The organism is Streptomyces sp. NBC_01298, assembly GCF_035978755.1.
In the GTDB taxonomy this organism is placed as follows: Bacteria; Actinomycetota; Actinomycetes; order Streptomycetales; family Streptomycetaceae; genus Streptomyces.
In genome coordinates this window covers 7,355,218-7,380,986 of the sequence record NZ_CP108414.1, presented here as the reverse complement: position 1 = coordinate 7,380,986, position 25,769 = coordinate 7,355,218, and the positions used below count along the sequence as shown (strand labels likewise).

The window sequence follows — 25,769 nt, the reverse complement described above, 5'->3', positions numbered from 1 at the left end:
TGGGCGGTCAGGCGGGTGCCTGCACGGCCCTCGTGAGCGCGCGGGCGGTGAGTACGCCCGCGAGGTGGCCGAGGTACTCGGCCGAAGTGCCGCGACCCGGGACGAACAGCTCCCGGGGCTCGGCGCGGAAGGCCGCCAGCACGTTCTGCGTGCTGTACGGGCCCTCCCCGATCCGTTCCTCGACCCCGCGCAGCCGCACCGCGCGGACGGTGGCCCCGGTGACCGCGATCCGCGGCCCGTCGGGGGTGATCCGTACGGCGGCGGCGCAGACCGGGTAGCGGGTCGCCCGGTCGGCGGTCTTCTCGAAGGCGGCGCCGCCGCCGGCCACCACGGGGACGAGCAGGGCGGTGATGACGGTGCCCGCCGGGACCCCGGAGGCGGCCAGCTCCTCGGCGGTGAGCGTCGACACCCCGCCGGGACCGGCCAGTTCGGCCGTGGCGCCGGCGGCGATGGCGGCGACGGGCAGGTCGGTGGCCCGGCCGGTGGCGGCGAGGTTGCCCCCGGCGGTGCCGAGGTTGCGGACCTGGGGGTCGCCGTTGGCACGGGCCGCGGCGGCGATCTCCGGCGCCCCGGCCAGGACCAGGGGGTCCGTGGCCAGCTCGGCCAGGGTGGTCAGCGCACCGATCCGCAGCCCCCCGGGCACCGGCTCGACCCCCCGGAGCTCTTCCAGCCGGCGCAGGTCGACGAGCAGGGAGGCCCGCTCCTCCCCCGTGCGCAGGCCGGGCAGCAGGCTCTGCCCGCCGGCCAGCACCCGGGCGCCGGGACGGCCGGCCAGCAGGGTCAGCGCCTCGTCGAGGCCGACGGGGCGTACGTAGTCGAAGTCGGCGAGGATCACTGGGATTCCCCTCTCAGGCGGCGCCAGACCTTCTCGGGGGTGACGGGCATGTCGATGTGCTGGACGCCCAGGTCGGACAGGGCGTCGACGACGGCGTTGACGACGGCCGCGGCGGGCGGCACGGTGGCGATCTCGCCCGCGCCCTTGGCTCCCAGCGGGTTGTGCGGGGAGGGCGTGGTGGTCTTGTCGAGGGTGAAGAAGGGCGCGTCGATGGCGCGCGGCAGGGCGTAGTGGTTCAGGTCCCGGCTGACGAGCCGCCCGTCCGGGTCGTACTCGGCGTGCTCCATGAGGGCCTGGCCGAGGCCGTGCAGGATGCTGCCCTCGATCTGGCCGAGCACGATCTTCGGGTTGCCGATGTTCCCGGCGTCGTCGACGGCGGTGTAGGCCACCACCTCGGTCTCGCCGGTCAGTTCGTCGATCTCGACGACCGCCACGTGCGTCCCGAAGGGGTAGTTGAAGTCCGGCGGGTCGAAGTGGGTGGTCTCGTCGAGTGCGGGCTCGATCTCGGGCGGCAGTCCCCAGCCGTACCACATGGCCATGGCCAGCTCGGCGAAGGTCTTGCTCTTCTCGGGGTCGTCTTCGTGCCCCTCTTCGAAGACCTTGCCGTCCGCGTAGACGACCTTGTCCTCGGGGACGCCGAGGAAGACGGCGCCGGCCTTGACCAGCTTGCTCTTGATCTTCCGGGCCGTGAGGGCGATGGCCGGCGCGGCCATGCTGTAGGAGCGCGAACCGTAAGTGCCCTGCCCGTACGGGGCCTTGAGGGTGTCCCCCTCGTACACATTGACCGTCGCCGGGTCGATGCCGAGCTCGTCGGCGGCGACCTGCGCGAAGACGGTGCCGTGGCTCTGGCCGGTGGAGGCGGAGCCCACGGTGACGGTGACCTCGCCGGTGGGGTGGACGCGGATGTTCGCGCTCTCCCACGTGCCGCCGAGCATGCCCTCCTTGGACATCCGGGTGGAGGGGCCGACCCCGCAGATCGCCACGTAGGAGGCGATGCCGACGCCGAGCCGCTTGCCGCGGGTGCGGGCCTCGGTCTTGCGGGCGGGCATGTCGGCGTAGCCCGAGAGTTCGATGGCCCGGTCGAAGTTGAGCTGGTAGTCGCCCGAGTCGTAGGTCCAGCCGAGGCCGTTGTCGTACGGGAACTTCTCTTTCGGCACCAGGTTCCGGCGGCGCACCGCCGCCGGGTCCATGCCGATCTCGGAGGCGTAGCGGTCCACGAGCCGCTCCATCAGGAACGCGGCCTCGGCCCGCCCGCTGCCGCGCTGGGCGCCGAGCGAGACGGTGTTGGTGAAGGCGGCGTAGACCTCGCAGAAGGCGGCGTCGATGTCGTACATGCCGCTGATGGAACGGCCCATCAGGGCGGTGGCGACACCGGGGCCGATGGTCGAGGGGTAGGCCCCGAGGTTGGCGTAGCTGGTGCAGCGCACGGCCGTGATCCGGCCGTCGCGGGTGCCGGCCAGGGTGACGTGCTGGCGGTGGTCGCGGCCCTGGACGGTGGAGTTCATCAGCCCGGTGCGGGTGTCGACCCATTTCACGGGCCGGCCGAGCGCCTTGGAGAGCAGCAGGACCAGCGGCATGTCGGGGTACAGGTATCCCTTGGTGCCGAAGCTGCCGCCGACGGTCGGGGCGACGACCCGGAGCTTGTTGAAGGGGATGCCGAGGACCAGCGCGGAGAGCAGGAAGCGGTGGTTGTGCGGGCCCTGGGTGGAGGCGTACAGCGTGTACTCGCCGGTGGCGGTGTTGTAGTCGCCGACCGCGCCGCGCGGCTCGATGGGGCTGTTGATCGTCCGCTGGTTGACGAGGTCCAGCTCGACGGTGACCTCGGCCGCGGCGATGGCCGCGTCGGTGCGGTCCTTGTCGCCGCAGGTCCAGTACGCGTTCAGGTTGCCGGGGACGGCCTCGTGGAGCTGGGGGGCGCCTTCGGCGAGGGCCTCGTCGGCGCGGGTCACCACGGGCAGCGGCTCGTACTCGACGGAGATGGCCGCGAGCGCGGCGGCGGCCTGGCGCGGGGTCTCGGCGACGACCACGGCGACGGGGTCGCCGACGTGGCGCACGGTGTCGCCGGAGAGCACCGGGCGGGAGCCGGGAAGCCCGTAGGGGTGGGGCGGGAAGTGGCTCTCGACCCCGCCGGGTATCCAGATGCAGGGCAGCGGCATGACGTCGGTGAAGTCGGCCGCGGTGGCCACCTTCAGTACGCCCGGCAGCTGCTCGGCGGCCTTGGTGTCGATGGAGAGGACCTTCGCGTGGGCCACGGGGCTGCCGAGGATCGCCATGTGGGCGGTGCCCGGCAGGTCGATGTCCCCGACGTACGTGGCTTCTCCGCGCAGGAGCTGCGGGTCCTCGCGGCTGTCCAGCGGCTGTCCGAGCAGGCCGTTGCCCTGGATCGGCGCCTGGAGCGGGGTCTCCCCCGTGACTGCGGTCATCTCCCTCACCCCTCCTGTCCGGACGCGGCGGCGGTGGCCGGCTGCGCGGTGCCCTGCTCCACGGGCACCTGCGCGCGGGCCGCGGAGCAGGCGCGCTGCACTCCCCGTACGACGCTGTGGTAGCCCGTGCAGCGGCACAGGTTGCCGGTGAGCCATTCGCGGATCTCGGGCTCGGTGGGCGGCTCGCGGTGCTCGGTGTTCTCCACGAGCTCACCCAGGGCCATGACCATCCCGGGGGTGCAGAAGCCGCACTGGGTGCCGTGTTCCTCGCGCAGGGCCTCCTGGAGGCCGGTGAGTTCACCGCCGGGGGTGGTGACCCCCTCGATGGTGGTCACCGCGGAGCCGGCGGCCGCCGCGGTGAGGATCAGGCAGCTCTTGACGGAGCGGCCGTCGAGCCGGACGACGCAGGTTCCGCACTGGCCGGTGTCGCAGCCGACCTTGGTGCCGGTCAGCCCGAGGCCGTCCCGGAGCCGTTCCACGAGCAGTTCGTTCGGCTGCGCCGAGAACTGCTCGGGTCTTCCGTTGACGTTCAGTGAGAGGTCCATGCCAGCGCCTGCGCTTCCGTGAGCGGCCGGTTGAAGAGGGGCCCGCCGGGCTGCTGGAGAATTCCTCCGGAGTGCAGCGGGCCGGTGTCCACGGGAGCGAATCCGAGATCCGTGATGATTCCCGCGACTATTTCTTTGGCTTTCCCGTCGTCGCCCGCCGTGAAATGGGCCAGACGCGGGCCCGGCGCGGTGCCGGCGACGGCGAGCGTCTCGAAATGCATGGTGTTCAGGGATTTCACGATCCGGGTCCCCGGATACCATTCGGCGACGAACTCGCTGGATCCCCTGCCGCCGAGGTTGCGAGCGTTGCCCGGGCCGTCGAAGGCGTTGGTGGCGTCCACCAGCACGGTGTCCCGTACGGCTTCCTGGGGCAGCAGCCCCTGGACGCTGTCGAACGGCACCATCAGGACGAGGACTTCGGACCGGTCCGCGACCTCGGCGGGGTGCGCCGCCGAGGCCGCGGGGCCCAGTTCGGCCAGCAGGTCCGCGAGGCTCCGCGGGCCCCGGGCGTTGGCGAGCACGACCTGATGGTCCGCCGCCACGAGGATCCTGGCCAGGGTCGATCCGATCCGGCCCGTTCCGATGATGCCGATCCGCATGGGGGCTCCTCAGGTGGTCGCGGTGCGAGCGGGGTGCCGGCCGGGGCCGCGCCGGGGGCGCCGTGCCGGATGTCAGTCCATTCCGATCCAGACCGACTTGGTCTGGGTGTAGCTCTCCAGCGACTCGGGGCCGCACTCGCGCCCGTAGCCGGAGGCCTTGTAGCCGCCGTAGGGCACGGAGGGGTCGTACTGGTTGTAGCAATTGACCCAGACCGTGCCGGCCTTGATCTGCGAGGCGACCCGGTGGGCGCGCCGCAGGTCCTTGGTGTGGACCCCGGCGGCGAGGCCGTACGCGCTGTCGTTGGCGATGCGCACGGCGTCCTCCTCGGTGTCGAAGGGGATGATCGACAGGACGGGTCCGAAGATCTCCTCCTGGGCGATCCGCATGGAGTTGTCGACGCCGGTGAAGATGGTCGGCAGGAAGTACAGGCCGTCGGAGGAGGCCCCTTCGGGGGTCCAGCCGGTGCCGCCGACGCGCAGGACCGCGCCTTCCTTCTCGCCGACCTCGATGTACGAGCTGACCTTGTCGAACTGGCCGCGGTGGGCGAGCGGCCCGAAGAGGGTGGCCGGGTCGCGCGGGTCTCCGGGCAGCAGGGCGGCCGCGCGGGCCACGAACCGTTCGACCATCTCGTCGTGGATCGGGCGGTGCAGCAGCAGCCGGGAGCCGGCGGTGCAGATCTCGCCCTTGTTGTAGTAGATGCCGAAGAAGGCGAGTTCCTCGGCGGCGTCGAGGTCGGCGTCGGCGAAGACGATGTTGGCGGACTTGCCGCCGAGCTCCATCGTCACCTTCTTCAGGGTGCCGGCCGCCTTGCGGATGATCGACTGGCCCACGGAGGTGGACCCGGTGAAGGCGATCTTGTCGATGCCGGGGTGGCCGGTGAGGGTCTCGCCCAGTTCCACGCCCGGACCGGTGATGACGTTCAGCACTCCGTCCGGAATCTCCGCCTCCTGGAACAGCTCGGCGATCTTCAGGGCGGTGAGCGGGGTGGCGGGCGAGGGCTTGTGGACCACGGTGTTCCCGGCCGCGAGCGCCGGGGCGATCTTCGTCATCGACAGGAGCAGCGGGAAGTTGAAGGGGGTGATGGCGCAGACCACGCCCAGCGGTTCGCGCAGGGTGTACGCGAGCTGCCCGCCGGCCGGGGCCCGGGAGGAGCCGTCCACCCGGGTCACGGCGCCGGCGTAGTAGTGCATGAGCTGGGCGGCCATGGGGGCGTCGACCGTGGAGGAGAAGGCGAACGGCTTGCCCATGTCCACCGTCTCCAGCAGGGCGATCTCCTCCAGGTCGCGCTCGATGAGCTCCCCGACCCGGTTCAGCCGCAGCGCGCGTTCCTGGGCGGACAGTCTGCTCCAGGGACCTTCCTCGTACGCCGTGCGGGCGGCGGCCACCGCCGCGTCCGCGTCGGCGGCGGCGGCCTGGGCCACCGGCACGATCTCCTGGCCGTCCACGGGGCTGATGTCCGGTTCGGTGCGGCCGTCCCGGGCCTCGACCCAGGTGCCGCCGATGAACAGTTTCCCGGGGTTGGCCAAGGGCTGGTCGCTGAGCGCGCGCTGGGTCATGGCTGTCGCCGCCTTCCGGTTTCGGGTGCGAGGGGCAGGGCGCTTCGGCTAGCCCCGCGCGAGCTGGGTTAAGAACGTCTCCGCGAGGGCCTTGGAGGAGTAGGGGTTCTGGCCGGTGGTGAGCTTGCGGTCCACCACCACGTGCGAGTCCCAGATCGCGTCGGCCTTCTCGTAGCGGGCGCCGAGCCGGGTGAGTTCGGCCTCCAGGATCAGCGGGAGGCGGCCGGCCATGTTGGTGACGAGCTCTTCGCTGTGCGAGAAGGCGGTCATCCGGTAGCCCGCGAAGGGCCACTGGCCCTCGCCGTCGCGCAGGGCCAGCAGGGCGGTGTGCCCGTGGCAGACCGTGGCCAGGGGCTTGTCCTGGGCGATGGCCCAGCGCAGGATCTGGGCGAGCTCGTCGGACTTGGGCAGGTCCCCGATGGCCCCGTGGCCGCCGCTGATGTAGATGCCGTCGTAGTCGGCGATGTCCTTCTCGCCCAGGGTCTCCAGGGCGATCGGGTTTCTCAGCTGCGGGGAGTTCTCTATGACGCGGGTGTACTCCGCGGCGCTGGCCGTGTCCGTGTCGGCGGAGCCCTGGGGGCGGACCCACTGGAGGAACTGGGGGTCGATGCTGGTCGCGTCGACCGTCGGGGTCTCGCCCGCGATCGTCGCCACGTCCACGGTGTGGCCCGCGTTCTTGAAGAGGGTGTAGGGAACGGCGAATTCCTCGGCCCAGAAGCCCGAGGGGTGTTGTTCCCCGTCCAGCAGATGAAGCGTGGCCTTGGCCGTCATGACGACGAGAATCTTCATGACTCTTCTCCTCTATCTGGCTGCGCTGGATTCGCTGCCGATTCAACACGCCCCTCGCTAGGGGCGTAAGGGGGAGGCGTCAGGCACGCGATACTTCGTCACGTGCGTCCAACGCCGAGATGATGGTGCGGAATTCACCGACCAGGGGGTGGTCGGGATGGGCTTCGGAAAATATGCGTTCCCCGTAGAGGGCCGCCATTTCCGGAACGTAGGGAAGGATTCCGGCCAGGGGCGTGCGGTAGACCTCCTCGGCCCGCCGCCTTGCGGCCTCCCGGTCGATGCCCTCGGGCGCCATGCTCATCACCAGGGTCCGCCGGCAGGCGAGCCGGCCGGTCAGGGCGATGGTCTCCTCGACGCCGAGGAGGTCGATCCGGTCGGCCCGGGCCATGATCAGCAGGACGTCGGCGCTGGCCATCGCGGTGACCGACTCGTTGTTGAGTCCGGCGTGGGTGTCGAGCAGCAGGACGTCCAGGGCGTGGTGCACGGCCAGCCGGTCGAAGCCCTCGGGCAGCAGCCCCACGTCGTAGCCGGTGGTCATGAGTTCTCGTAAGGCCGCCGTCCCGGTCCGCGCCGGTACGACGTACAGACCGCGGCCGCAGCTCGTGGTGACCTCCTGGGCGGCGGCCTCGATCTCGCACCGGCCGAGCAGGTAGTCGGCCAGTGACGGGCCGGGGCGGAGCCGGAAGAGCAGGTCCAGGGTGGGCGACTGGATGTCCGTGTCGATCACCCCCACCCGGCGTCCCTCGGCCGCCAGGAGCAGGGCCAGGTTCGCCAGCACCGAGGACTTTCCGGTACCGCCGCGGTACGAGTGCACCACGATGGTCCGGGTCATCAGGCCACGACCTGGCGATCGGCCCCGCCCGCGTGCGGCCCCCGCGCCGCGCGTGGCCGGTGCAGGGCCAGCATGGTGACGTCGTCGTGCTGTTCGGCTGTTCCGGTGTGTTCGCGTACGGCCGTGTCCATCCGGTGAACCACCTCCCTGCCGCTGACCGGGGGGCCGGACAGCAGCTGCAGCATCCGCTCGTCGCCGAGGAAGCTGCCGCTGGGGCAGCGCGCCTCGGGCACTCCGTCGGTGAACACGAAGAGCGTGTCACCGGGGTTCAACTGGGCGTAGCCGAGCGTGTACACACAGTCCGGGAGCACCCCGACGGCGGGGCCGGTGACCTCCAGCGTGCGGGGCTCGCCACCGTCCGCGTCCAGCAGCAGCGGCGGGTTGTGGCCGCCGTTGATGTAGACGAGGGATCCGGTGAGCGGGTCGAGCACCCCGAAGAAGAGGGTGGCGAAGTAGCCCTGCCGCAGGTGGTTGCGGGTCAGGTAGCCGTTGGTGGCGGTGACCGCGTTGAGCAGCGGGGTGGCGCCGACCACGGGTATGCGCCGGCTGTTGCCGGTGCGGCCGGCGGCCACCAGGTGCTGGAGGCCGCTGTTCTCGGCGGTGTGCCGCAGCAGGGAGCGGATGAGCGCCATGAAGAGCGCGGCGCCGACCCCCTTGTCGCAGACGTCGGCGACGACGAAGGCCAGGCGTCTGCCGCGGGAGAGTTCGAAGACGTCGTAGAAGTCCCCGGCGACCTGCCGGGCGGGCCGGAAGCACACGTCGATCTCCCAGCCCTCGGGGACCGGCAGCGATTCCGGCAGGAAGCCGGCCTGGATCTCCCGGCCGATCTCCAACTCCTTTTCGTAGCCCATGAGTTCGGCGCGGGCGTCGGCTTCGCGCAGGGTGCGCCCGAGTCCGGCGCGCTCCGAGCAGCTGTGCAGCCGGGCCCCGACGAGGGCGGGCAGGAAGGGGGGTACGAGGTAGTCGTGCCCGATCCGGACGTGCGCCTCCAGCGCGGCGAACTCCGTCACGGTCCACACGACGACGATGGGGGCTCCGGCCCAGCGGCGCAGCCGGCGCACGGCGGTCCGTACGGAGTCCCCGTCGGCCTGGGCCGGGGCGAGCAGTACGTCCGCTTCGGGCAGCTCCTCCAGTGGGCCGGCCAGTAGTTCGGCCAGCGTGCGCGGGACGAGTGCCGCCCCCATCTCCTCCAGTGCTCCGAGGAGTTCGAGGGGAGGCGGCGGGTACTCGTCGAGGATGATCACGGTCGTGGAGGGCATGGGTCCGTCCCCTCAGCCATCACAGTCAGCGTGCTGATGTTGCGGCCGTCCCTGCGTACGTAGTCGAACTCGTCCACGCTGGTCAGTGCGAGGTGGATGCCGAGTCCGCCGATCCGGCGCCGCTCGGGAGCGGTGTGCGGTTCGGGCGGCAGTCGCCCCTGGACCGGGTCGAAGGCCGGGGCTCGGTCCTCGATGGAGATCCGTACCCGGCCCGGCCCGGAGCGGCCCCGGACGGTGATCCGTCCGTCGCCGCCCCGGTACCCGTGCATCACGATGTTGGTGGCCAGCTCGTCCACGGCCAGCCGGATCCGGTACGCGGCACCCTTGCCCAGGCCCGCGCTCCCGGCCAGCCGCAGGACGAGCGCGGCGATGTCGCCCAGTGCCGCCAGGGTGGCCGGCACTTCCAGTTCGGCGGACGTCCTCGCCGTCTTGACCGCCTCGTCCATCGGGGTCAGTCGTCGGAGAGCACGATGCTGCGGTCGAGCCCGGCCGTCCGGATGGTCCGGGCGACGGGCTCGATGGCGCCGACCACCTTGATGGTGACGTGCTCCCCCACCTTCTGCTGGGCGAAGACCAGGGAGCGCAGTCCGGCGCTGGCCATGTAGCCGACGCCGGCCATGCGGATCTCGACGGTGCTGGTGCCGTGGCCGGCGGCCTTCTCTATGGTCTGGTGGAAGTCCGGCGCGGTCTTGGCGTCGAGTTCGCCCTCGAGCTCGATCACGGTGGTGTCGCCCTCGATGCTCAGGGACACGGAAAGCGGCATGTCAGGTCTCCTTCGGTGCGTGGACTGGAGCTTGGCCGTAGGCCGGAGCTCGGTCGCCGGCTAGAGCTCGGCGTCGGGCGTGCGGCCGACGAGGATCACGACCGAGCGCGGACCGATGAGGTACTTGCCGGCGTTCTCCAGTTCGAGTTCGGCGCCGGGGGTGCGGATGTCGTGCGGGGCCTCGGCCCCGGTGTCCGCGAAGAGGTGCCAGCTGCGGCCGCCCGGGAGGGCGGGCAGTTCCAGGTCGTGCGCTTCCCAGTGGGAGTTCATGGCCGCGTACACCACGTCGTCGTCACCGGTGCCGCAGCGGGCGACCGCCAGCAGCCGGCTCTCCGCCGACCAGTCGGGCTGCCAGGCCCGCTCCCCGTGCCAGCTGATGTCGGGCAGTCCGAGGGTGTCGCGGAGCTGTCCGGTGGGGTGGGAGGTGGAGCGCAGTTCGCGGTGGTGCTTGCGGAAGGCGATCATCTCCCGGGTGAACCGGAGCAGTTCGGAGTTCTCGTCGACCTGGCTCCAGTCGAACCAGGACAGTTCGTTGTCCTGGCAGTACGTGTTGTTGTTGCCCTGCTGGGTGCGCGCCACCTCGTCGCCGGACAGCAGCATCGGGATGCCCTGACTGGTGAAGAGGATGGCCAGGGCGTTCTTCATCTGCCGCAGCCGCAGCGCGTTGACCTCGGGATCGTCGGTCAGTCCCTCGGCTCCGCAGTTCCAGCTGGCGTTGTCGTTGCCGCCGTCGTTGTTGCCCTCGCCGTTGGCGTCGTTGTGCTTGTCGTTGTACGAGACCAGGTCGGCCAGGCTGAAACCGTCGTGCGCGGTCAGGAAGTTGACCGATGCCGAGGTCCCGCGGCTGGAGTAGAGGTCGGGCGAGCCGGCGAGCCGGGTGGCGAGCTCCCCGGTGACCCCGGGGTCGCCCTTGAGGAAGCTGCGCACGGTGTCGCGGTACTTGCCGTTCCACTCCGCCCAGCGGCCGTACGCCGGGAAGTTGCCGACCTCGTAGAGGCCGCCGGCGTCCCAGGCCTCGGCGATGAGCTTGGTGTGCCGCAGCACCGGGTCGTAGGCGAGCAGTTCCAGCAGCGGCGGGTTGGGCAGCGGGGTGCCGTCCGGGGAGCGGCCGAGGATGGCCGCGAGGTCGAAGCGGAACCCGTCGATGTGGTAGTCGGCGACCCAGTGGCGCAGGCAGTCGAGCACGTAGTTGCGCACGACGGGGTGGTTGCAGTTGACCGTGTTGCCGGTGCCGCTGAAGTTGAAGTAGTACCCCTCGGGCGTGAGCATGTAGTACGTGGCGTTGTCGAGCCCCTTGAAGGAGATCGTCGGGCCGTGCTCGTTGCCCTCGGCCGTGTGGTTGAAGACCACGTCGAGGATGACCTCGATGCCCGCCGCGTGCAGGTCCTTGATCAGGGTGCGGAACTCGTCGCCCTGCATGCCGTAGCGTCCGGTGGCCGCGTAGCCGGCCTTGGGGGCGAAGAAGGAGACGGTGTTGTAGCCCCAGTAGTCGAAGAGCTGCTCGCCCGTCTCCGGGTTGGTGCGCGGGTTGTCGCTTTCGTCGAACTCGAACACCGGCAGCAGCTCGATGCAGTTGATCCCGAGCTCCTTCAGGTACGGGATCTTCTCCCGCAGCCCCGCGAAGGTGCCGGGGGCGGTGACCTGCGAGGAGGGGTGCCGGGTGAAGCCGCGCACGTGGGTCTCGTACACGACGAGGTCCTCGGCGGGGATGCCCAGCGGGGTGTCGTCGCCCCAGTCGAAGTCCTGGAGGCAGACGCGGGAGCGGTACTGGTAGCCGCGGCTGCGGTCCGGCTCCACGCCCCACACGTCACGGCCGGCGATCAGCCGGGCGTACGGGTCGGAGAGCACCTGGCGGGCGTCGAAGCGGTGGCCGGTGACGGGGTCGTAGGGGCCGTCGGCCCGGTACCCGTACTCGATGTTCTCGTGGTCGAGGCCGAAGACCGTCATGGCGAAGACGCTGCCGGTGCGGAATTCCTGGGGGAACTCCAGTTCGGCCATCGGCTCGGGCTCTCCGCGCTTGTAGAGGACCAGGGTCATGGAGGTGGCCTGGTCGGAGAAGACGGAGAAGCTGACCCCGCCGGGGACCACGTTGGCCCCGAAGGGGAACGGCTTGCCGGCGCGGACGCGGAACCCGCCCACCTCGTGGGTCGGGTACGCGTCGACGCGCAGCACCTGTTCGGAGGCCGACTCGCTCATCGGACGGCCTTGGCCTTGGAGGCCGCCGCGGCGGCCTCTCCGGTGGAGAAGAAGTCGAGGAAGCCGGTGGCCGACATGACGAACCGGACTTCCTCGCTCACCCCGTAGAGGGTGACGGCGACCCCGGCGTGCTGGGCCTCGCGGTAGACGACGAGCAGGGTGCGCAGCCCGGCGCTGGAGACGTAGGTGACGGCCGTCAGGTCGATGCGCAGCGGCCTGCCCTCGCGGACCAGCGGCAGCAGCGTCTGCAGCAGCGCTCCGGAGGTCTCGCTGTTGATCTCGCCGATGGCGACGAGCACGGTTCCCGCTTTGTTGCGGCGTTCCTTCACGTTCAGGGTCATTGCTTTCCCCTCTGGGTGGGGCGCCCCCGTTGAGCGCTACTGGGCGGTCGGGCGGAGCCGGACCTTGACCTTGACCCGGCCCTGTACGTCGGGCAGCCGGACGGTGAGCGCGTCGGCGTCGAAGTCCGTGTACGGCTTCTCGTCGATCTCGACGGACGCGATCCGCACCGAGCCGGCGGGGAGCAGGTCGGGCGAGACGCGCAGCACGCGGTCGGGCAGGTTCGTCGGGTCGGGCTGGAAGTGGAAGTCCATCTCCCGGCCGTTGATGAGCAGGTTGTTGTAGACGGCGGACAGGTAGCAGAGCTCCGCCGAGTGGTACATGGACATCGAGTGGCTGCCCTTGAGCCGCTCGGTCCCGAGCAGGTACGGGGTCCCGCTCGCGAGCACGTTGAAGTAGACGGCACCCTCGTCGTGGTCGAGGAAGAAGGTGTTGTAGAAGGCCTGCGCCTGCCGGGCCTCGCGCAGGTTCGCGTCGCCGCCGACGGTGCCGTTCAGGATGAGGTAGGCGAGGATCGCCTGCTCCTGCTGCCACCAGGCCTTGCGGTCGTGCCAGGCGAAACGATACGTCTCCTCGTCCCCCGACTTGACGCGCTCGACCACGTCGTACCAGCCGCCGCGCTGCACGTCGCTGCCGACGGCCGGCATGATCTCGCCGATCTTGCGGGCGAGCTCCTCGTAGGCCGGCTTGGCCTTCAGCGAGTTCATCCGCATCAGGTTCCAGGCGATCTTGAGGTTGTGGCCGACGACCGCGCGGTTCTGCTGCCAGCTGTGCGCGGTGTCGTGGGACCAGTCGCGGAAGAAGCGCTCCTGGACGAAGGGACTGTTCTTGTAGTCCGGGAACTTGTCGGCGATCGTGTCGAAGGTGTACTCCAGGAAGTCCGCGTAGCGCTGCTCCCCGGTCGCCAGGTACAGGTTGATCAGGTACGCGGGCGCGTGGTCGCCGACCGAGTTCCAGTTCTTGCGCTCCGCGTTCTCCCCGAGGGACTCGTGGTCGGCGCTGAAGAGGATCGGGTCGATGTGCGAGTAGTAGCCGCCCTGCTCCGGGTCCTTGAAGAACTTGTCGAACAGCCGGATGGTGGCGTCCGCGTCGTTCTTGATCCGGATGTCACCGGTGATCCGGTAGGTCTGGATCGGGCCGGCCAGCGCGTAGATCTGCTCGTACATCGGGATCGCGTCGTAGTCGTCGGAGAACTCCGAGGTGAACAGCTTGCGTTCGCTGTCCCCGTCCACGCTGATGCCGTGGTACCAGAAGACCACGTCCTCCTCGCTGTCCACGACGCGCATGTGCTTGCGCAGGTACTCGGTGCCGCGCTCGGCGACCTCCAGGTACTCGTCCTTGCCGGTCAGCAGATAGGCCGAGGCCATGCCGTAGACCAGGCGGGAGATCGTGTCGGTCTCCTGGACATGACTGGCGGTCTTGTCACCGCCGAGCCGGATCTCGGTGCGGTAGTCGGTGAAGTCCACCGGCCCGTCGCCGAACTGCGCCCGCTTGTAGAAGTCGGCCAGCGATTCGATCTGCTTGATCCACCAGCTGGGCTCCTCGAAGCGGTAGTCCTCGGCCCCGCGGCCCAGGAACACCAGGCGCTTGGCCTCGAAGCGGCCGCCCTGCTCGGGGTAGTGCACCCCGTAGACGTAGAGGAACCGTCCCGGCGAGAGCATCTCGTCGATGTGCCCGGAGGCGTCGATGTACGGCTCGTCCAGGTTGCGGACCAGCTCGGCGCTGGGGTCCCCGGCCAGGGAGACGTCGAACTCGCGGCCGTCCGAGGTCTTCAGCCTCAGCAGCCGGGACCCGGAGTCGAAGCGGCCGACGTAGCCGGCGATCGTGTCGGAGAAGGAGAAGCTCACGGCGTCCGCCATGTCATGCACCGTCCTTGTCGTGTTGACCGTGTTCGTCCTCGAATCCCTGGCTGACCTCGACGATCACCCCGTCGGGATCGCGGACCCACACGGTCCGCCACCCGCAGATGAAGTCGTCGAAGTCCAGTGGCCCCAGGGTCACTTCGGCCGCGTCGCCGAGCGTGGCCAGGAAGCCGTCCACGCTGTCGGTCTGGAAGGCCAGGTGACGCATCCGGCCCGGCGCCGCCGGCCCGTCGTGCTGTGCCGTGTCGCCCGGCTCGGTGCCGGCCGCGAAGAGCTCCAGGTACACGTCCCCCTGGCGGAGGAAGATGATCTGTGCGTCTCCGAGGTCGACCACCCGGGCCCGGGCGAAGCCGAAGTACCGGGTGTAGAACTCCTCGGTGGTCTTCTGGTCGGCGCAGTTCAGGCCCACGTGCGACCAGACCATCGGGGCCATCAGGCGGTGCCCCGCGCGCCCGGTACGCTCCCCGCTCCCGCTCCCCGAGCGCCCCGCGCGCCCCGGTCGGCGGCGATCAGCTCGATGATCCGGCGGGCGAACAGGTGGTGGTGGGCCCCGGTGCGGCCGGTGACCAGGTCGCCGTCGACGACCACGTCCTCGTCCACGTACTCGCCGCCCATGTTCCGGACGTCGCCGATGAGGTTGTTGTGGCAGACGACCTTGCGGCCGCGCACCTTGTCCGGGATCGAGGCGGCCAGCCACATGCCGTGGCAGATGATCCCCTTGAGGACCGTCGGCTCCTCGAAGGCCCGGCGCAGCAGCTCCGTCGCCGGGGCCAGTACGTCCACGTCCTCGGTGTAGCGCAGCCGGTCGGCCACCATGCCCGAGGGCACGATGATCGCCGAGTAGCGCCGCAGGTCCTCGTCGCTCAGCCCCTCCAGGGACTGGGTGGCGGTGAACGGCGCCCGGTACTCGTGCCCGGAGAAGGTGATGGAGTCGTTGCCCCACAGCCGGGTCAGGAAGTCGACCTCGGCGCCCTCCTCCGCGAACCGGTGGCCGTAGTAGAAGATCTCCGGCTCGTAGAAGTCGCTCTCGACCAGGACCGCGATCCGGGTTCCGGTCAGCGCGCCCTCGCGCAGGACCACATCAGGCACGGGACACTCCCTTCAGGAAGTCCGCCGCGCGCTCGGCGATCATCGCGATGGCGGTGTGGCAGTTGCCCGACGGGACGGCGGGCATCACGCTCGCGTCGACGACGCGCAGGTTCCGTACGCCGTGCACCCGCAGTTCCGGGTCGACGACGGAGAGGTCGTCGATGCCCATCCGGCAGGAGCCGGCCTGGTGGTGGTAGCTCTCCGACTTCTGCTTCACGAAGGTGCGCAGGTCCTCGTCGGACACGTAGCCGGGTCCGGGCTGGAGCTCCTGCTTGTACCAGGGCGAGAAGGCGGAGGTCGCGAAGAGCTCCCGGGCGGTCTTGACGCCCTGGACCATCCGCTCCAGGTCCCAGCGGTCGCCCAGGTAGTTCGGGTTGATCAGCGGGTGGGCCAGCGGATCGGCACTCGCCAGCTTGATCCAGCCCCGCGAGACGGGCCGGACGACGCCGGGCAGGATGGACACCGTGTTCGGGTGGTCCTGGCCGACGATCACGTCGAACGGCACGTGGACGAAGGCGATCTGCAGGTCCGGCGCCGGCAGCCCGGGCCGGGACGAGAGGAACAGCGCGCTCTCCGACAAGTTCTGTGCGGGCGGCGGCAGTTCCTGGGTGACCTCGGCCATCAGCCCGGTCAGTACGTGGTTGTGGAAGTTCTCGCCGACCCCGGGCAGGGCGGCGACGGTCCCGATGCCGTGCTCGCGCAGCTGCTCGGGGTGCCCGATCCCGGAGAGCAGCAGCAGCTTCGGCGATTCGATCGCCCCGGCGGCCACGATCACCTCTCGGCGGGCCCGTACGGTGTGCAGCCCGGGCTCGGACGCCGTGCTGTGCCCGTCCCGCACCGTCCGCCCGGGAATCTGGGCGGGGGCCTGGAGCTGGACGTACTCCACACCCGTGCAGGTGTCCCCGTCGAAGAGCAGCCGGGTGCTCTGCGCACTGGTGCGCAGGGTCAGGTTCGAGCGGTCCAGCGCCGGCTCCAGGTAGGCGGCGAGGACGCCCTGGCGGCGGCCGTCGGCCACGTCGATGTGGTGCCAGCCGGTGCCGAAGAGTCCGCGCCGCGGCCCGTCGGTGTTGAAGTCGGCGATCTCCTCGTGACCGAGCTCGACCGCGGCGTCGATGAAGGCCCGGGAGACCGGGTTGGGGCCGTGCCGCCCGGCGTGGGTGATCCGCTGCGGCCCGCGGGTGCCGGTGGTGGGCGCGGTGGCGTCCTCCTGGCCCTCCAGCAGCGAGAAGTAGGGCAGTACGTCCTCGTGGGCCCAGCCCGCCGCGCCCTGGTAGGCCCAGTTGTCGAAGTCCGAGGCGTGGCCCCGGATGTGCATCATGATGTAGAGGTTGCTGCTGCCGCCGGGGGCCTTGCCGCGCGGTTCGTAGGTGCGGCGGCCGTCCAGGCCGGGCTGCGGGACGCTGGTGTAACCCCAGTCGACGGGCCCGCCGAGCAGCTTGTACCAGGAGGACGGATCGTCCACCTCGGGAGGGATGCGGCCCGCCCCCGCCTCCAGGACCAGGACGGTGACGTCCGGGTCCTCGGAGAGGCGGTTCGCGAGGACGCTGCCGGCGGTGCCGGATCCCACGACGATGTAGTCGTACTCATCCACGGCCATCGCGCGCCCCCTCAGCCCTGGCCGAGGACCTGGAAGGGAACCGTGTCGTGGTAGTTCGCCATGTAGGCGATCTTTCCGTCCACGATCCGGAAGAAGTTCATGACCTCGGCCTCGATCCCGTCCCCGGAGGGGGTGACCGCGGTCAGGTGGGAGACGGCCGCGGCCTTCTCCCCGTCGACGAGGAAGTGCACGGGCTCGTTGCGGAAGACCCGGTACATGGTCCCCATGCCCTTCATCATCGACCGCAGCGTGTCCAGGCCCTCGATGTGGCCGGCGAGCTGCTCGTCCATGACCTGGTCCTCGGCGAACAGGTCGCACCAGCTGTCCCAGTCACCGGCGTTGGCGTACTCGTAGTACTTCTGCAAGATCTGCCGCGCGTCCATGGCGCTCAACCCCCTACTGGTCCCTGCGGGTTCCGTCGGGCGCGAAGGGCGCCCAGAACTGGCTGAAGGCGGTGGCCGTGTCGCCGAAGAGCCCGTCGTGGCCCTCGACGATGCGGCCGCCCCGCCAGCGCATGAAGTGGAAGACCGGGTAGTCCATCCGCTCGTACGGGGACCCGCTCGACTCGTCGGCACCGCCGCGCACGGCGACGTTGCGGCAGACGTCCGCGCTGCAGTCCTCGCCGACGAGGACGGCCTCGATGTCCATGCGGAAGGTGCCGCCCGTGAGCTTGTGGGTCTGGCCCATCAGCTCCAGGAAGGCGTCCAGGCTCTCGTACCAGCCCGCGAGCGGATGGTTGCCGGGGACCTGCCAGCGCAGGTCCTCCGCGTAGTACTCCAGGATCCTGGCCCGGTCGCCGGAGCCGAGGGCGCGGTACGCCGCCTCGACCCGCTCCCGTGTCACTTCGGTCATCGTCGCTTCTCCTTCGGCGATCAGTCCGGCGCTCAGAGGGAGGCGGAGCCGGGCATGGGCGCCAGGTCGTTGACGGTGTACTGCCGGATCAGCGGCCCGTCGGGGCCGGCGACCACGGTCCAGGTCTGGTCGGCGTCGAAGCCCAGCCACACGCTGCGGGCGGCCGGCGGGTCCCAGATCTTGGCCTGCCAGTTGACGAGGACCCGGACGATCGCCCGGTCCCCCTCGATGACGGGCTCCACCTTGGTGACCGTGTGCACCTCGTCGAAGAAGCGGTTCGTGACCGCCTCGTACCAGCGGCCGAAGCCCTGGTGGCCGACGAAGGTGTCCTCCGGGACCTTGAACTCCAGGTCCTCGGTGATCAGGGCCAGCACCTGGTCCGGCTGGACGTGCTGGTCCAGGGCCACGTACCACTTCTCGGCGAAGGCGCGGATCGCGTCCTCGGTCAGCCGCTCGGCGGGCATGCGGTCTCCTCCTGTCTGTCCGTGCTCTGCGTGGGGTCCGTGCGTCAGATCCGGCGGTGTCAGATCTGTATGTCGACCAGGAACGGCCCGGGATGGGCGAGCATCCGGCCCACGGCGGCGATCGCCTCGTCGGGCTTCTCCACCCGCATCCCGCCCGCCCCGAGCGACCGGGCCAGGGCGGCGAAGTCGATCTCGGGGTGCGAGAGGTCGAAGGAGCCCGGGAAGCCGTGCTGCGCAATCTCCCGCTCCCGCCAGTACTGGGCGATGTTGTCGTCCAGCAGCCGGTACTTGCGGTTGTTGCAGACCACGAACTTCGCCTCGATGCCGTGCCGGGCCGCGGTCCACAGCGCCTGGTAGGTGTACATCGAGCCGCCGTCGCCCGCGAAGCCGACGACGGTCCGCTCCGGCCGGGCCAGCTTGACGCCGACCGCGCCCGGGAAGCCCACGCCCAGCGATCCGCCCCGGGTGAGGTGGTAGTCGCCCGGCCGCTCCGGCGGCAGGTACCGGGTGACCAGCGGAGAGGTGGTCAGCGCCTCGTCGAAGACGATCAGGTCCCCGCCGGTGCGCTCGGCCAGGGTCCGCAGGAAGACCGCCATCGGCGAACCGTCCGCCTCCTTGGCCTCCCGCTCGGTCTGGTCCGTGCGCACCCGCTCCCGGGTCCGCGCGTCCAGCCTCCCGGCCGCCGCCGCCCGCTGCGCGGGGGTGAGCACGTGTTCCAGTACGCCGGCCAGCGCGCGCAGCGCCTGCCGGGGATCGGCGGCGAGCCCGAGGTCCACCGGGTGGTTCTTGGCGATCTCGTAGGCGTTCAGGTCGATGTGCACGACCCGCGCGCCGGCCCGGAAGGGGCTCTCCAGTTCCGGGAACACCTCGGGGAAGACGTAGGTGCCGACGATCAGCACCCCGTCCGCCCGACCGATCAGCTCCTTGCTGTGCGGGCCGAACATGTGGCCCGTCTGACCGCGGCGCAGCGGGTGCGAGGCCGCGATGTTCACCTCGGAGGAGTCGACCTCGTACACGTCGGCGCCGAGCAGCTCGGCGACGGCGACGAGCTCGCGCTGCGCCCCGGAGAGCGCGACCCCGTCCCCGACGAGGACGACCGGCCGCTCGGCGGAGGCCAGCAGCTCCGCCGCCCGCCCCACCGAGGCGGGCGAGGGCGCCACGTCCGTGAGCGGCACCGCGGCGGGCAGGACGAGCTCGGAGTTGAGCTCGTCCAGCACGTCCATCGGCAGCGCCACGAACACCGGGCCGCGCGGCGGGGTCAGGGCGATCTTCACCGCGCGGCGGATCGTGCGGAGCACGGAGTGCCGGTCGGTGACCCGGGTCGCGTACTTGGTCACCGGCTTCGCCATCGCCACCAGATCGGACGCCATCTGCGCGTCCATGGCGTCGTAGCGCACCCCGGCGTCGCCGGCGACCACGACGAGCGGGGTGTGGCCCCGCAGCGACTGGTAGAGCATGCCGATGCCGTTGCCCAGCCCCACCCCGGAGTGGAGCTGGAGCAGGGCCGCCCCGCCGGTGGCCCGGGCGTAGCCGTCGGCGATGCCGGCGGCCACCGTCTCCTGGAGGGCGAGGACGTAGTGGAAGTCCTCCGCCGCGTCGACCGCGTCGAGGAATCCCTGTTCCACCGTCCCCGGATTTCCGAACATGACGTTCAGGCCGTCGGCCTTGAACTGGTCGATCAGCCTTTCCCGTCCGGGAGTGGCTCCAGAACTCATCGAACTCCCCCTCCTTTGCGTACCGTCGTTCCGGATTGCCGGAGTTACCGGAATTACCAGCCGTACCGAGTGAGACCGTTCTCCAGGACTTCCACGATCTTCTGCCCCGTGAGATATGAGTCGGGGGTCGAACGACCGGTCACGAAGGGGAAGTCGACGATCACCGAAAGGGGGTGGCCGAAATTCCCGATGTACGCGCCGCGCGGCCCGGTCGCATCGCGCAGGATGTACTCCAGCGGATACGGCGGCGGCCCCATGTTGAAATCGGTACCGAGGAATCCGGTGCCGTCCTTGTAGTCGTACTCCTTGCAGTGGCCGGTCACGTGCTTGCCCCAGATGATGCTGCGCCGGTCGCCCCAGTCCCGGGCGAAGGCCAGGCAGGCGACGCCGTAGCACTCGGCGGCGACGACCTTGCCCGCGTTCTTGAAGGCGAGGATCAGGGCGTGCACGCGCTCGTTGTTGGCGAGGTCGACGATCGGACCGCTGCCTCCCACGATGAGCACCGCGTCGAAGCCGGCGATGTCGGCCTGGAGCTTGTCCAGATCGCGGTGGTACTGCTCGAGCTTGGGCAGATAGGCCGAGTCGCTCGTGTACGGGCGCTCGGGGGCCAAGGCCTCGATGTCGAGGGGGGAGTCGAGCCGGCTCGACTGCTCGAACTCCCGGCCCAGCCGGGCGTTCTCCTCGGTGGTGACCGAGCGTCCCAGCGGAGGATCGATGTAGTTCGCGTCGAGGCTCGGCGGGAGAGCGTGGGCACGCTTTCCGGTCGGCGTGGCGAATACGACTTCATAGCCTTGCTCGTCGAACTGCGATACGGGGCCGATCAGTTCCTCGGCCCAGTAACCGTGTTCGGAGACAATGACCAGAATCTTTCTGCTCACGGATTCCTCCAGGCGCCGCCTGTTGTCGTTGGCGTCCCCCACACTGGCCGCGCCCGGGGGTTCCGTCAAAGCGCTGGTGTGCGACTTCGTGAGGTAGTCGCCCAGGTCATGGGGGCACCTCAGGAAGTCGTCCGGCGATGTCATGAAGTAGCTTCCGGACTACCTGACTTCGTCCGAATCACTGAACCGTCGCCGGGGCTCCGCCTTATGGTCTGGACGCCCCGGAATCACGGGCGCGCCGCAATCACGGGCGCGAAGCGCGAGGGCGCGAGAGCGCGAGAGAGGGACGGGGACGATGACGATGGACCTGTTGTGCACCCACATCGAGTCGATACGTCCGGTGAAACCCGGCACCGAGGGCTGCGAGGAGTGCCTCGTCTCCGGTGACGCCTGGGTGCACCTGCGGATGTGCCTGAGCTGCGGGCACGTCGGCTGCTGCGATTCCTCGAAGAACCGTCACGCCACCAGGCACTACGGGACCACCGGGCACCCCATCGCCGCCTCCCACGAGCCCGGCGAGGACTGGGCCTGGTGCTACGCCGACAAGCTGATGCTGGACCCGGCGTGAGCACGGCCCCGGAGAGCGCCACCGCGGGCACCCCGCCCACGGCCAACGCGCCCACGAGCACCACCTCCGCGACCGCCGAAGCCGCGGCCCGCGCGGAGAACCGCAAGCCGGTCATCCTGGCCGTGGACGACGACCCGCAGGTGCTGCGCGCCGTCCGCCGCGACCTGCGCAGCGCGTACGGCGACCGCTACCGGGTGCTCGGCGCCTCCTCGGCCGCCGACGCGCTCAAGATCCTGGACTCCCTCGACGAGCGCGGCCACGACCCGGCGCTGTTCCTCGTGGACCAGCGGATGCCGGACGTCACCGGGGTCGAGTTCCTGCTGGAGGCCGTCAGCCGCTTCCCCGACGCCCGCCGCGTGCTCCTCACCGCGTACGCCGAGACGGACGCGGCGATCACCGCCATCAACCGGGTCCGCCTGGACTACTACCTGCTCAAGCCCTGGGACCCCCCGCACGAGCGGCTCTTCCCGGTCCTGGACGACCTGCTCTCCGACTGGCTGGCCACCTACCGCCCGGCGTACGACGGGATCATCGTCGCGGGTCACCTGGTCTCCCCCGGCACCCACGCCGTCCGGGACTTCTTCACCCGCAACGGCCAGCCCTTCCGCTTCCTCAACGTGGAACGGGACCCCGAGGCCCTGACCGTGATCGCCGCCGCCCAGCCCGACGCCGCCCTGCCCCTGGTCCGCTTCCCGGACGGCTCGGTGGTCTCCGCGCCTACGGACACGCAGCTCGCCCAGCGCCTGGGCCTGGCCACCACCGCCTCGCGCCCGCACTACGAGTGCGTCATCGTCGGCGCGGGCCCGGCAGGCCTCGCGGCCGGGGTCTACTCGGCCTCCGAGGGCCTGTCCACGCTCATGCTGGACTCCCGCGCCCCGGGCGGCCAGGCCGGCACCTCCAGCCTGATCGAGAACTACCTCGGCTTCCCCTCGGGCCTCTCCGGCGGCGACCTGACCCGCCGCGCCACCATCCAGGCCTCCCGCTTCGGCGCGGAGATCCTGCACCCGGTGGAGGTGACCTCGCTGACCCGCGACGACCCGGCGAAGATCCTGACCCTGGCGGACGGCACGGAGATCAGCGCCGAGACGGTGCTCCTGGCCACCGGGGTCTCGTACAACCGGCTGGACGCCCCCGGCGCCGACCGCTTCGAGGGCGCCGGGCTCTACTACGGCGCCGCGACCACGGAGAGCTCCGCGTGCATCTCGCAGCACGTGTTCATCGTGGGCGGGGCCAACTCGGCCGGCCAGGCCGCCGTGCACTTCGCCAAGTACGCCGCCCGGGTCACGATCCTGGTCCGCGCGGCCTCGCTCGACGACAGCATGTCCCGCTACCTCATCGACGAGATCGAGCGCACCCCCAACATCGAGGTGCGGGTCCGCACGACGGTCGTCCGCCTGCACGGCGAGGACCACCTCGAACGCCTGACGCTCCACAACTCCGAGACCGGGGAGGACAAGGAGGTCCCGGCCCGCTTCATGTTCACCTTCATCGGCGCCCGCCCGCACACGGGGTGGCTGGCCGGGGTGGTGGAACGGGACGAGTACGGCTTCGTGCTCACCGGCTCGGACCTCATCTCGAACGGCGGCGAACTCCCGGAGGAATGGAGCCTGGAGCGCGCCCCGTACCCGCTGGAGACCAGCGTCCCCGGCGTCTTCGCGGCCGGGGACGTACGGGCCCACTCGGTCAAACGCGTCGCCTCGGGCGTGGGCGAGGGAGCCATGGCGGTCTCCCTGATCCACCGCTACCGCTCGATGGGCTGACCCCTCTGGGCTGATCCTCCTGGGCTGAGAGCGAACATCGCACCGACCCACTTGCGATCAAGCCCGGCCCGGACGCACCGTTGATTACATGATTACATCCGAGCAGAACGAACAGCTCCGCACCTGGTTCGCCGAGCACCTGCCGGTGGACGTCTACGCCTCGCTCCTCTCGGTCACGGTCGACCGGGAGGAGATCACCGTGGTCGGTGAGATCCCCGCCACCGAATCGGTCGCGGCCTTCCGCGAGCGCACCCGCGAACAGCGCGTGGAGGTCGCCCGGCAGGCGGAGGAGCTCTACCGCCGCAAGGTGTCCTGGGCCGCCCGGTCGGGCGAGGAGCTGACCCTCTTCACCCACCTCGCGGTCCCGGTCATGACCCGCCTGCGCCAGCCCGAGCGCCAGGTCCTCGACACCCTGGTCGCGGGCGGGGTCGCCCGCAGCCGCGCCGACGCCCTGGCCTGGTGCGTGCGCCTCGTCGGACGCAACACCGACACCTGGCTGACGGACCTGCGCGAGTCCCTGGACCGGGTCCAGCAGGTCCGCGCCGAGGGTCCGGACCTCGCCGACTCCCAGAAGTCCGGGTCATAACGGCGAAAGATCTCCCCGCGCCCGCAAGATCGCGCGAGCCTGGCACGGACCACCGGCGATCAACGCCCGACCCCAGGGAGAGGCCGCACCATGACCACCACCGTCGAATACATCCGCTACCGGATCGCATTGGACGACCAGCCGGCTTTCGAGGACGCGTACGTCAGGGCCTCCGAGGCCCTGGCCGCCTCGCCGGAGTGCGTCGACTACGAACTCGCCCGCTGCGAGGAGGAGCCCGAACGCTACATCCTCCGCATCCGCTGGACCTCGATCGACGCCCACCTGAACGGATTCCGCAAGGGCGAGCACTTCCCCGCGTTCTTCACGGCGATCCGCCCGTACGTCACGGCCATCGAGGAAATGCAGCACTACCTCGTCACCAAGGTGGCCGGCCCCGGAAAGGCTTCCACCCCGTCATGAGCACCACACCCGACACCACGCCCACCATCTACGCATGGATGGGCGGCGAAGAGGCGATGAACCGCCTCACGGACGTCTTCTACGCGCACGCCCTGCGGGACGAGATCCTGGCCCCGGTCTTCGCCGGCATGGACTCCGAGCACCCGCAGCACGTGGCGGTCTGGCTGGCGGAGGTCTTCGGCGGCCCGAAGCAGTACACCGCCTCCCACGGCGGCCACCAGCACATGGCCACCAAGCACCTGGGCCGCGGCATCACCGAACAGCAGCGCCGCCGCTGGGTGGACCTGCTGACGGACACGGCCGACGAGGTGGGCCTGCCCACGGACCCGGAGTTCCGCGCGGTCTTCGCGTACTACATCGAGTGGGGCACCCGCATGGCCCTGATCTACTCGGGCCCCAACCCACCCCCGGTCGACGCGGCCGACATCCCGGTCTGGTCCTGGGGCCAGACCCCACCCTGGATCCCGAAGTCCTGATTCCAGGCCCCCCGGCGGAGCCCCCGGGCTCCGCCGGGGCACCTCCAGCCTCGCCGGCGTCTGAGGCGCGGGGTCCGGGGCGGAGCCCCGAATCCGTCAGCCTCGCCGGCGCTTGAGGCGCGGGGCCCGGGGCGGAGCCCCGGCAGCCGGCCCAGGGCCGGACTCGGCGAGCAGCACCGTCAGCACCGGCCCGTCACCCTCGCCCCCGGAGTCCGCCCGCCAGAAATCGACGGCCTCCTCCAAGACCTCCCGCAACGTCTCCCAGTCCGCAGGCCGAGCCTCCGCGTACCCCCGCCAAGAGGTCACCGCGATCAGCCGCCCCGGCGCCGCCGGCAACCACGACAGATCCCTCAGCGCATCCGACAGGGCATCCCAGTTCCCCCCGACCCACGGCGGCAGCCGCAGCGCGCCGCCACACCGCCGCATCAGCTCGGCCTTGCTCCGTACGCCGTCCAGATCCAGCCGTACGGTCGCCCACCCGGCGGCCTCGGCCGCTTCGAGCGCGGGGGCCAGGGGCCGCGGGTCCAAGGTCATCGGAGAACCGCCTTGAAGGTCTCGTAGTGGTCGTCCGTGTAGAAGAACTCCCCGCCCCCACCGGTCACGATCCGCCGGGCCCCACGGTCCCGCTCACCGGGCGTCCTCACGGTGAACTCGTGGTAGTAGCCGCGCTTCTTCTGCGGCAGGACCTTCTCGAAATTGCCGAAGACGGTCCCGTCCTGCCGGTACTGGTACGGCCCGCCCTTGTCGATCAGCGTCAGCACGTCCCGGGCCTGCTGCGGCAATGCCGAGGCCCGTACCGTCGCCATGCCCTTCGCCCATCCGGGCGTCGGCACGGCGGAACTCGCCGCCCCGCTCGGGGCAACGTCAACGCCGGAGCCGGCGCTCGCGCTCGTACTGGTGGCCGCGGCAGGCGCGGGTTTCTTCCCGCTGCAACCCACCGCACCGACCAGCGCCGCGCAGAGGAACACGGCCCCCAGCACACGCAGCAACGATCGGGGCACGTTCCGAAAGATCATGCACCGATCGTGCCAAATATCCGATTCTCCCGCGAGTCGCGCGGTGTCTTCAGAGGGCGGACATCTTGGTGTACGGACTCAGGATGCGCTTACGGACCTCAGGCCCGAATTCGACGAGGACAGCGATCCCCTCCTCAATGGCGACGACACGGCCGAGGCCGTGCTCATCGTGAGAAACCCGGTCGCCGACGCTGAAGTGCCGGAGGGGCGCTTCCACGGGGGCCTTGAACGGGCTGGACGGCAGATGGCGGCGAGGTACTGCGGACTTTGTCATTGCACCCAGTATGCGCCCAGCAGGCCGTCGAACGGTCCGCCGTTCGGATCTCAATTACGGCACCATCCGCATCGG

The 25,769-nt window shown here is 70.4% G+C and carries 29 protein-coding genes; 5 read left to right on the top strand and 24 right to left on the bottom strand.

Features of this window, described 5'->3' with window-relative positions; all coding sequences use genetic code 11:
• Window positions 1–7: 7 nt before the first annotated feature.
• The 21 genes from OG730_RS33610 to OG730_RS33510 all read right to left on the bottom strand — a co-directional run bounded on the left by OG730_RS33610 (window position 8) and on the right by OG730_RS33510 (window position 20,594).
• A complete protein-coding gene (locus OG730_RS33610) occupies window positions 8–835 on the bottom strand; it encodes an FAD binding domain-containing protein (protein WP_327307754.1) in 828 nt (275 codons plus the stop codon).
• Complete coding sequence (locus tag OG730_RS33605) at window positions 832–3,258, bottom strand: xanthine dehydrogenase family protein molybdopterin-binding subunit (protein WP_327307753.1); 2,427 nt, start codon at window positions 3,256–3,258, stop codon at window positions 832–834. Before OG730_RS33605 ends, OG730_RS33610 begins: the two co-directional genes overlap by 4 nt.
• A 5-nt stretch (window positions 3,259–3,263) precedes the next feature.
• On the bottom strand, window positions 3,264–3,803 hold the full coding sequence (locus OG730_RS33600) for a (2Fe-2S)-binding protein (RefSeq protein WP_327307752.1): 540 nt from the start codon (window positions 3,801–3,803) through the stop codon (window positions 3,264–3,266).
• Window positions 3,788–4,402 carry an NADPH-dependent F420 reductase gene (locus OG730_RS33595; RefSeq protein ID WP_327307751.1) on the bottom strand — a complete coding sequence of 205 codons (615 nt, stop codon included), beginning with the start codon at window positions 4,400–4,402 and terminating at the stop codon, window positions 3,788–3,790. The genes OG730_RS33600 and OG730_RS33595 overlap by 16 nt, the downstream gene beginning before the upstream one ends.
• Before the next feature lie 72 nt (window positions 4,403–4,474).
• Window positions 4,475–5,959 (bottom strand): aldehyde dehydrogenase family protein, encoded by a 1,485-nt coding sequence (locus OG730_RS33590; RefSeq protein WP_327307750.1) that lies wholly within the window; start codon window positions 5,957–5,959, stop codon window positions 4,475–4,477.
• Between the two features lie 48 nt (window positions 5,960–6,007).
• On the bottom strand, window positions 6,008–6,748 hold the full coding sequence (locus OG730_RS33585; protein WP_327307749.1) for a type 1 glutamine amidotransferase domain-containing protein: 741 nt from the start codon (window positions 6,746–6,748) through the stop codon (window positions 6,008–6,010).
• 79 nt (window positions 6,749–6,827) lie between these two features.
• A complete protein-coding gene (locus tag OG730_RS33580; RefSeq protein WP_327307748.1) occupies window positions 6,828–7,580 on the bottom strand; it encodes an AAA family ATPase in 753 nt (250 codons plus the stop codon).
• Window positions 7,580–8,839 (bottom strand): PP2C family protein-serine/threonine phosphatase, encoded by a 1,260-nt coding sequence (locus OG730_RS33575; RefSeq protein ID WP_327307747.1) that lies wholly within the window; start codon window positions 8,837–8,839, stop codon window positions 7,580–7,582. The genes OG730_RS33580 and OG730_RS33575 overlap by 1 nt, the downstream gene beginning before the upstream one ends.
• A complete protein-coding gene (locus OG730_RS33570; RefSeq protein WP_327307746.1) occupies window positions 8,821–9,285 on the bottom strand; it encodes an ATP-binding protein in 465 nt (154 codons plus the stop codon). The genes OG730_RS33575 and OG730_RS33570 overlap by 19 nt, the downstream gene beginning before the upstream one ends.
• 5 nt (window positions 9,286–9,290) lie before the next feature.
• On the bottom strand, window positions 9,291–9,602 hold the full coding sequence (locus tag OG730_RS33565; protein ID WP_327307745.1) for an STAS domain-containing protein: 312 nt from the start codon (window positions 9,600–9,602) through the stop codon (window positions 9,291–9,293).
• A gap of 60 nt (window positions 9,603–9,662) precedes the next feature.
• Window positions 9,663–11,798: a glycogen debranching protein GlgX gene (gene glgX / locus OG730_RS33560; protein ID WP_327307744.1), complete on the bottom strand. Its 2,136-nt coding sequence runs from the start codon at window positions 11,796–11,798 to the stop codon at window positions 9,663–9,665.
• A complete protein-coding gene (locus OG730_RS33555) occupies window positions 11,795–12,139 on the bottom strand; it encodes an STAS domain-containing protein (RefSeq protein ID WP_327307743.1) in 345 nt (114 codons plus the stop codon). Before OG730_RS33555 ends, glgX begins: the two co-directional genes overlap by 4 nt.
• A gap of 36 nt (window positions 12,140–12,175) precedes the next feature.
• A complete protein-coding gene (locus OG730_RS33550) occupies window positions 12,176–13,996 on the bottom strand; it encodes an AGE family epimerase/isomerase (protein ID WP_327307742.1) in 1,821 nt (606 codons plus the stop codon).
• A 1-nt stretch (window position 13,997) separates the two neighbouring features.
• Complete coding sequence (locus OG730_RS33545) at window positions 13,998–14,423, bottom strand: VOC family protein (RefSeq protein WP_327307741.1); 426 nt, start codon at window positions 14,421–14,423, stop codon at window positions 13,998–14,000.
• An 8-nt stretch (window positions 14,424–14,431) separates the two neighbouring features.
• Window positions 14,432–15,088, bottom strand: coding sequence for a DJ-1/PfpI family protein (locus tag OG730_RS33540; protein WP_327307740.1), 657 nt, complete (start codon window positions 15,086–15,088; stop codon window positions 14,432–14,434).
• Window positions 15,081–16,685: a GMC family oxidoreductase gene (locus OG730_RS33535; protein WP_327307739.1), complete on the bottom strand. Its 1,605-nt coding sequence runs from the start codon at window positions 16,683–16,685 to the stop codon at window positions 15,081–15,083. Before OG730_RS33535 ends, OG730_RS33540 begins: the two co-directional genes overlap by 8 nt.
• 11 nt (window positions 16,686–16,696) lie before the next feature.
• A complete protein-coding gene (locus OG730_RS33530) occupies window positions 16,697–17,068 on the bottom strand; it encodes a nuclear transport factor 2 family protein (RefSeq protein WP_327309531.1) in 372 nt (123 codons plus the stop codon).
• Between the two features lie 13 nt (window positions 17,069–17,081).
• Window positions 17,082–17,537: a nuclear transport factor 2 family protein gene (locus OG730_RS33525; protein ID WP_327307738.1), complete on the bottom strand. Its 456-nt coding sequence runs from the start codon at window positions 17,535–17,537 to the stop codon at window positions 17,082–17,084.
• A 32-nt stretch (window positions 17,538–17,569) separates the two neighbouring features.
• Window positions 17,570–18,001: a nuclear transport factor 2 family protein gene (locus OG730_RS33520; protein WP_327307737.1), complete on the bottom strand. Its 432-nt coding sequence runs from the start codon at window positions 17,999–18,001 to the stop codon at window positions 17,570–17,572.
• A 59-nt stretch (window positions 18,002–18,060) separates the two neighbouring features.
• On the bottom strand, window positions 18,061–19,716 hold the full coding sequence (locus OG730_RS33515; protein ID WP_327307736.1) for a thiamine pyrophosphate-binding protein: 1,656 nt from the start codon (window positions 19,714–19,716) through the stop codon (window positions 18,061–18,063).
• Window positions 19,717–19,769: 53 nt separating this feature from the next.
• Window positions 19,770–20,594 carry a type 1 glutamine amidotransferase domain-containing protein gene (locus OG730_RS33510; protein WP_327307735.1) on the bottom strand — a complete coding sequence of 275 codons (825 nt, stop codon included), beginning with the start codon at window positions 20,592–20,594 and terminating at the stop codon, window positions 19,770–19,772.
• 295 nt (window positions 20,595–20,889) lie between these two features.
• Here OG730_RS33510 and OG730_RS33505 point away from each other — a divergent pair, with 295 nt between their 5' ends.
• The 5 genes from OG730_RS33505 (at window position 20,890) to OG730_RS33485 (ending at window position 24,404) form a co-directional block, all read left to right on the top strand.
• Window positions 20,890–21,162 carry a UBP-type zinc finger domain-containing protein gene (locus OG730_RS33505; protein ID WP_266876491.1) on the top strand — a complete coding sequence of 91 codons (273 nt, stop codon included), beginning with the start codon at window positions 20,890–20,892 and terminating at the stop codon, window positions 21,160–21,162.
• A 116-nt stretch (window positions 21,163–21,278) separates the two neighbouring features.
• Window positions 21,279–22,922, top strand: a complete 1,644-nt coding sequence (locus OG730_RS33500) for an FAD-dependent oxidoreductase (protein WP_327309530.1) — start codon at window positions 21,279–21,281, stop codon at window positions 22,920–22,922.
• An 88-nt stretch (window positions 22,923–23,010) separates the two neighbouring features.
• On the top strand, window positions 23,011–23,508 hold the full coding sequence (locus tag OG730_RS33495; protein WP_327307734.1) for an ATP-binding transcription factor AbmR: 498 nt from the start codon (window positions 23,011–23,013) through the stop codon (window positions 23,506–23,508).
• A gap of 90 nt (window positions 23,509–23,598) precedes the next feature.
• The gene (locus tag OG730_RS33490) at window positions 23,599–23,928 is read left to right on the top strand and encodes a putative quinol monooxygenase (protein ID WP_327307733.1); all 330 of its coding nucleotides are present in this window, start codon (window positions 23,599–23,601) and stop codon (window positions 23,926–23,928) included.
• Complete coding sequence (locus OG730_RS33485; RefSeq protein ID WP_327307732.1) at window positions 23,925–24,404, top strand: group II truncated hemoglobin; 480 nt, start codon at window positions 23,925–23,927, stop codon at window positions 24,402–24,404. The genes OG730_RS33490 and OG730_RS33485 overlap by 4 nt, the downstream gene beginning before the upstream one ends.
• A gap of 96 nt (window positions 24,405–24,500) precedes the next feature.
• On the opposite strand, the gene OG730_RS33480 is transcribed toward OG730_RS33485, so the two are convergent.
• The 3 genes from OG730_RS33480 to OG730_RS33470 form a co-directional block, all read right to left on the bottom strand.
• The gene (locus tag OG730_RS33480; protein WP_327307731.1) at window positions 24,501–24,938 is read right to left on the bottom strand and encodes a barstar family protein; all 438 of its coding nucleotides are present in this window, start codon (window positions 24,936–24,938) and stop codon (window positions 24,501–24,503) included.
• Window positions 24,935–25,237, bottom strand: coding sequence for a guanyl-specific ribonuclease (locus OG730_RS44360; protein WP_442815101.1), 303 nt, complete (start codon window positions 25,235–25,237; stop codon window positions 24,935–24,937). The genes OG730_RS33480 and OG730_RS44360 overlap by 4 nt, the downstream gene beginning before the upstream one ends.
• 232 nt (window positions 25,238–25,469) lie before the next feature.
• Complete coding sequence (locus OG730_RS33470; protein WP_250741347.1) at window positions 25,470–25,694, bottom strand: hypothetical protein; 225 nt, start codon at window positions 25,692–25,694, stop codon at window positions 25,470–25,472.
• Window positions 25,695–25,769: the final 75 nt, after the last annotated feature.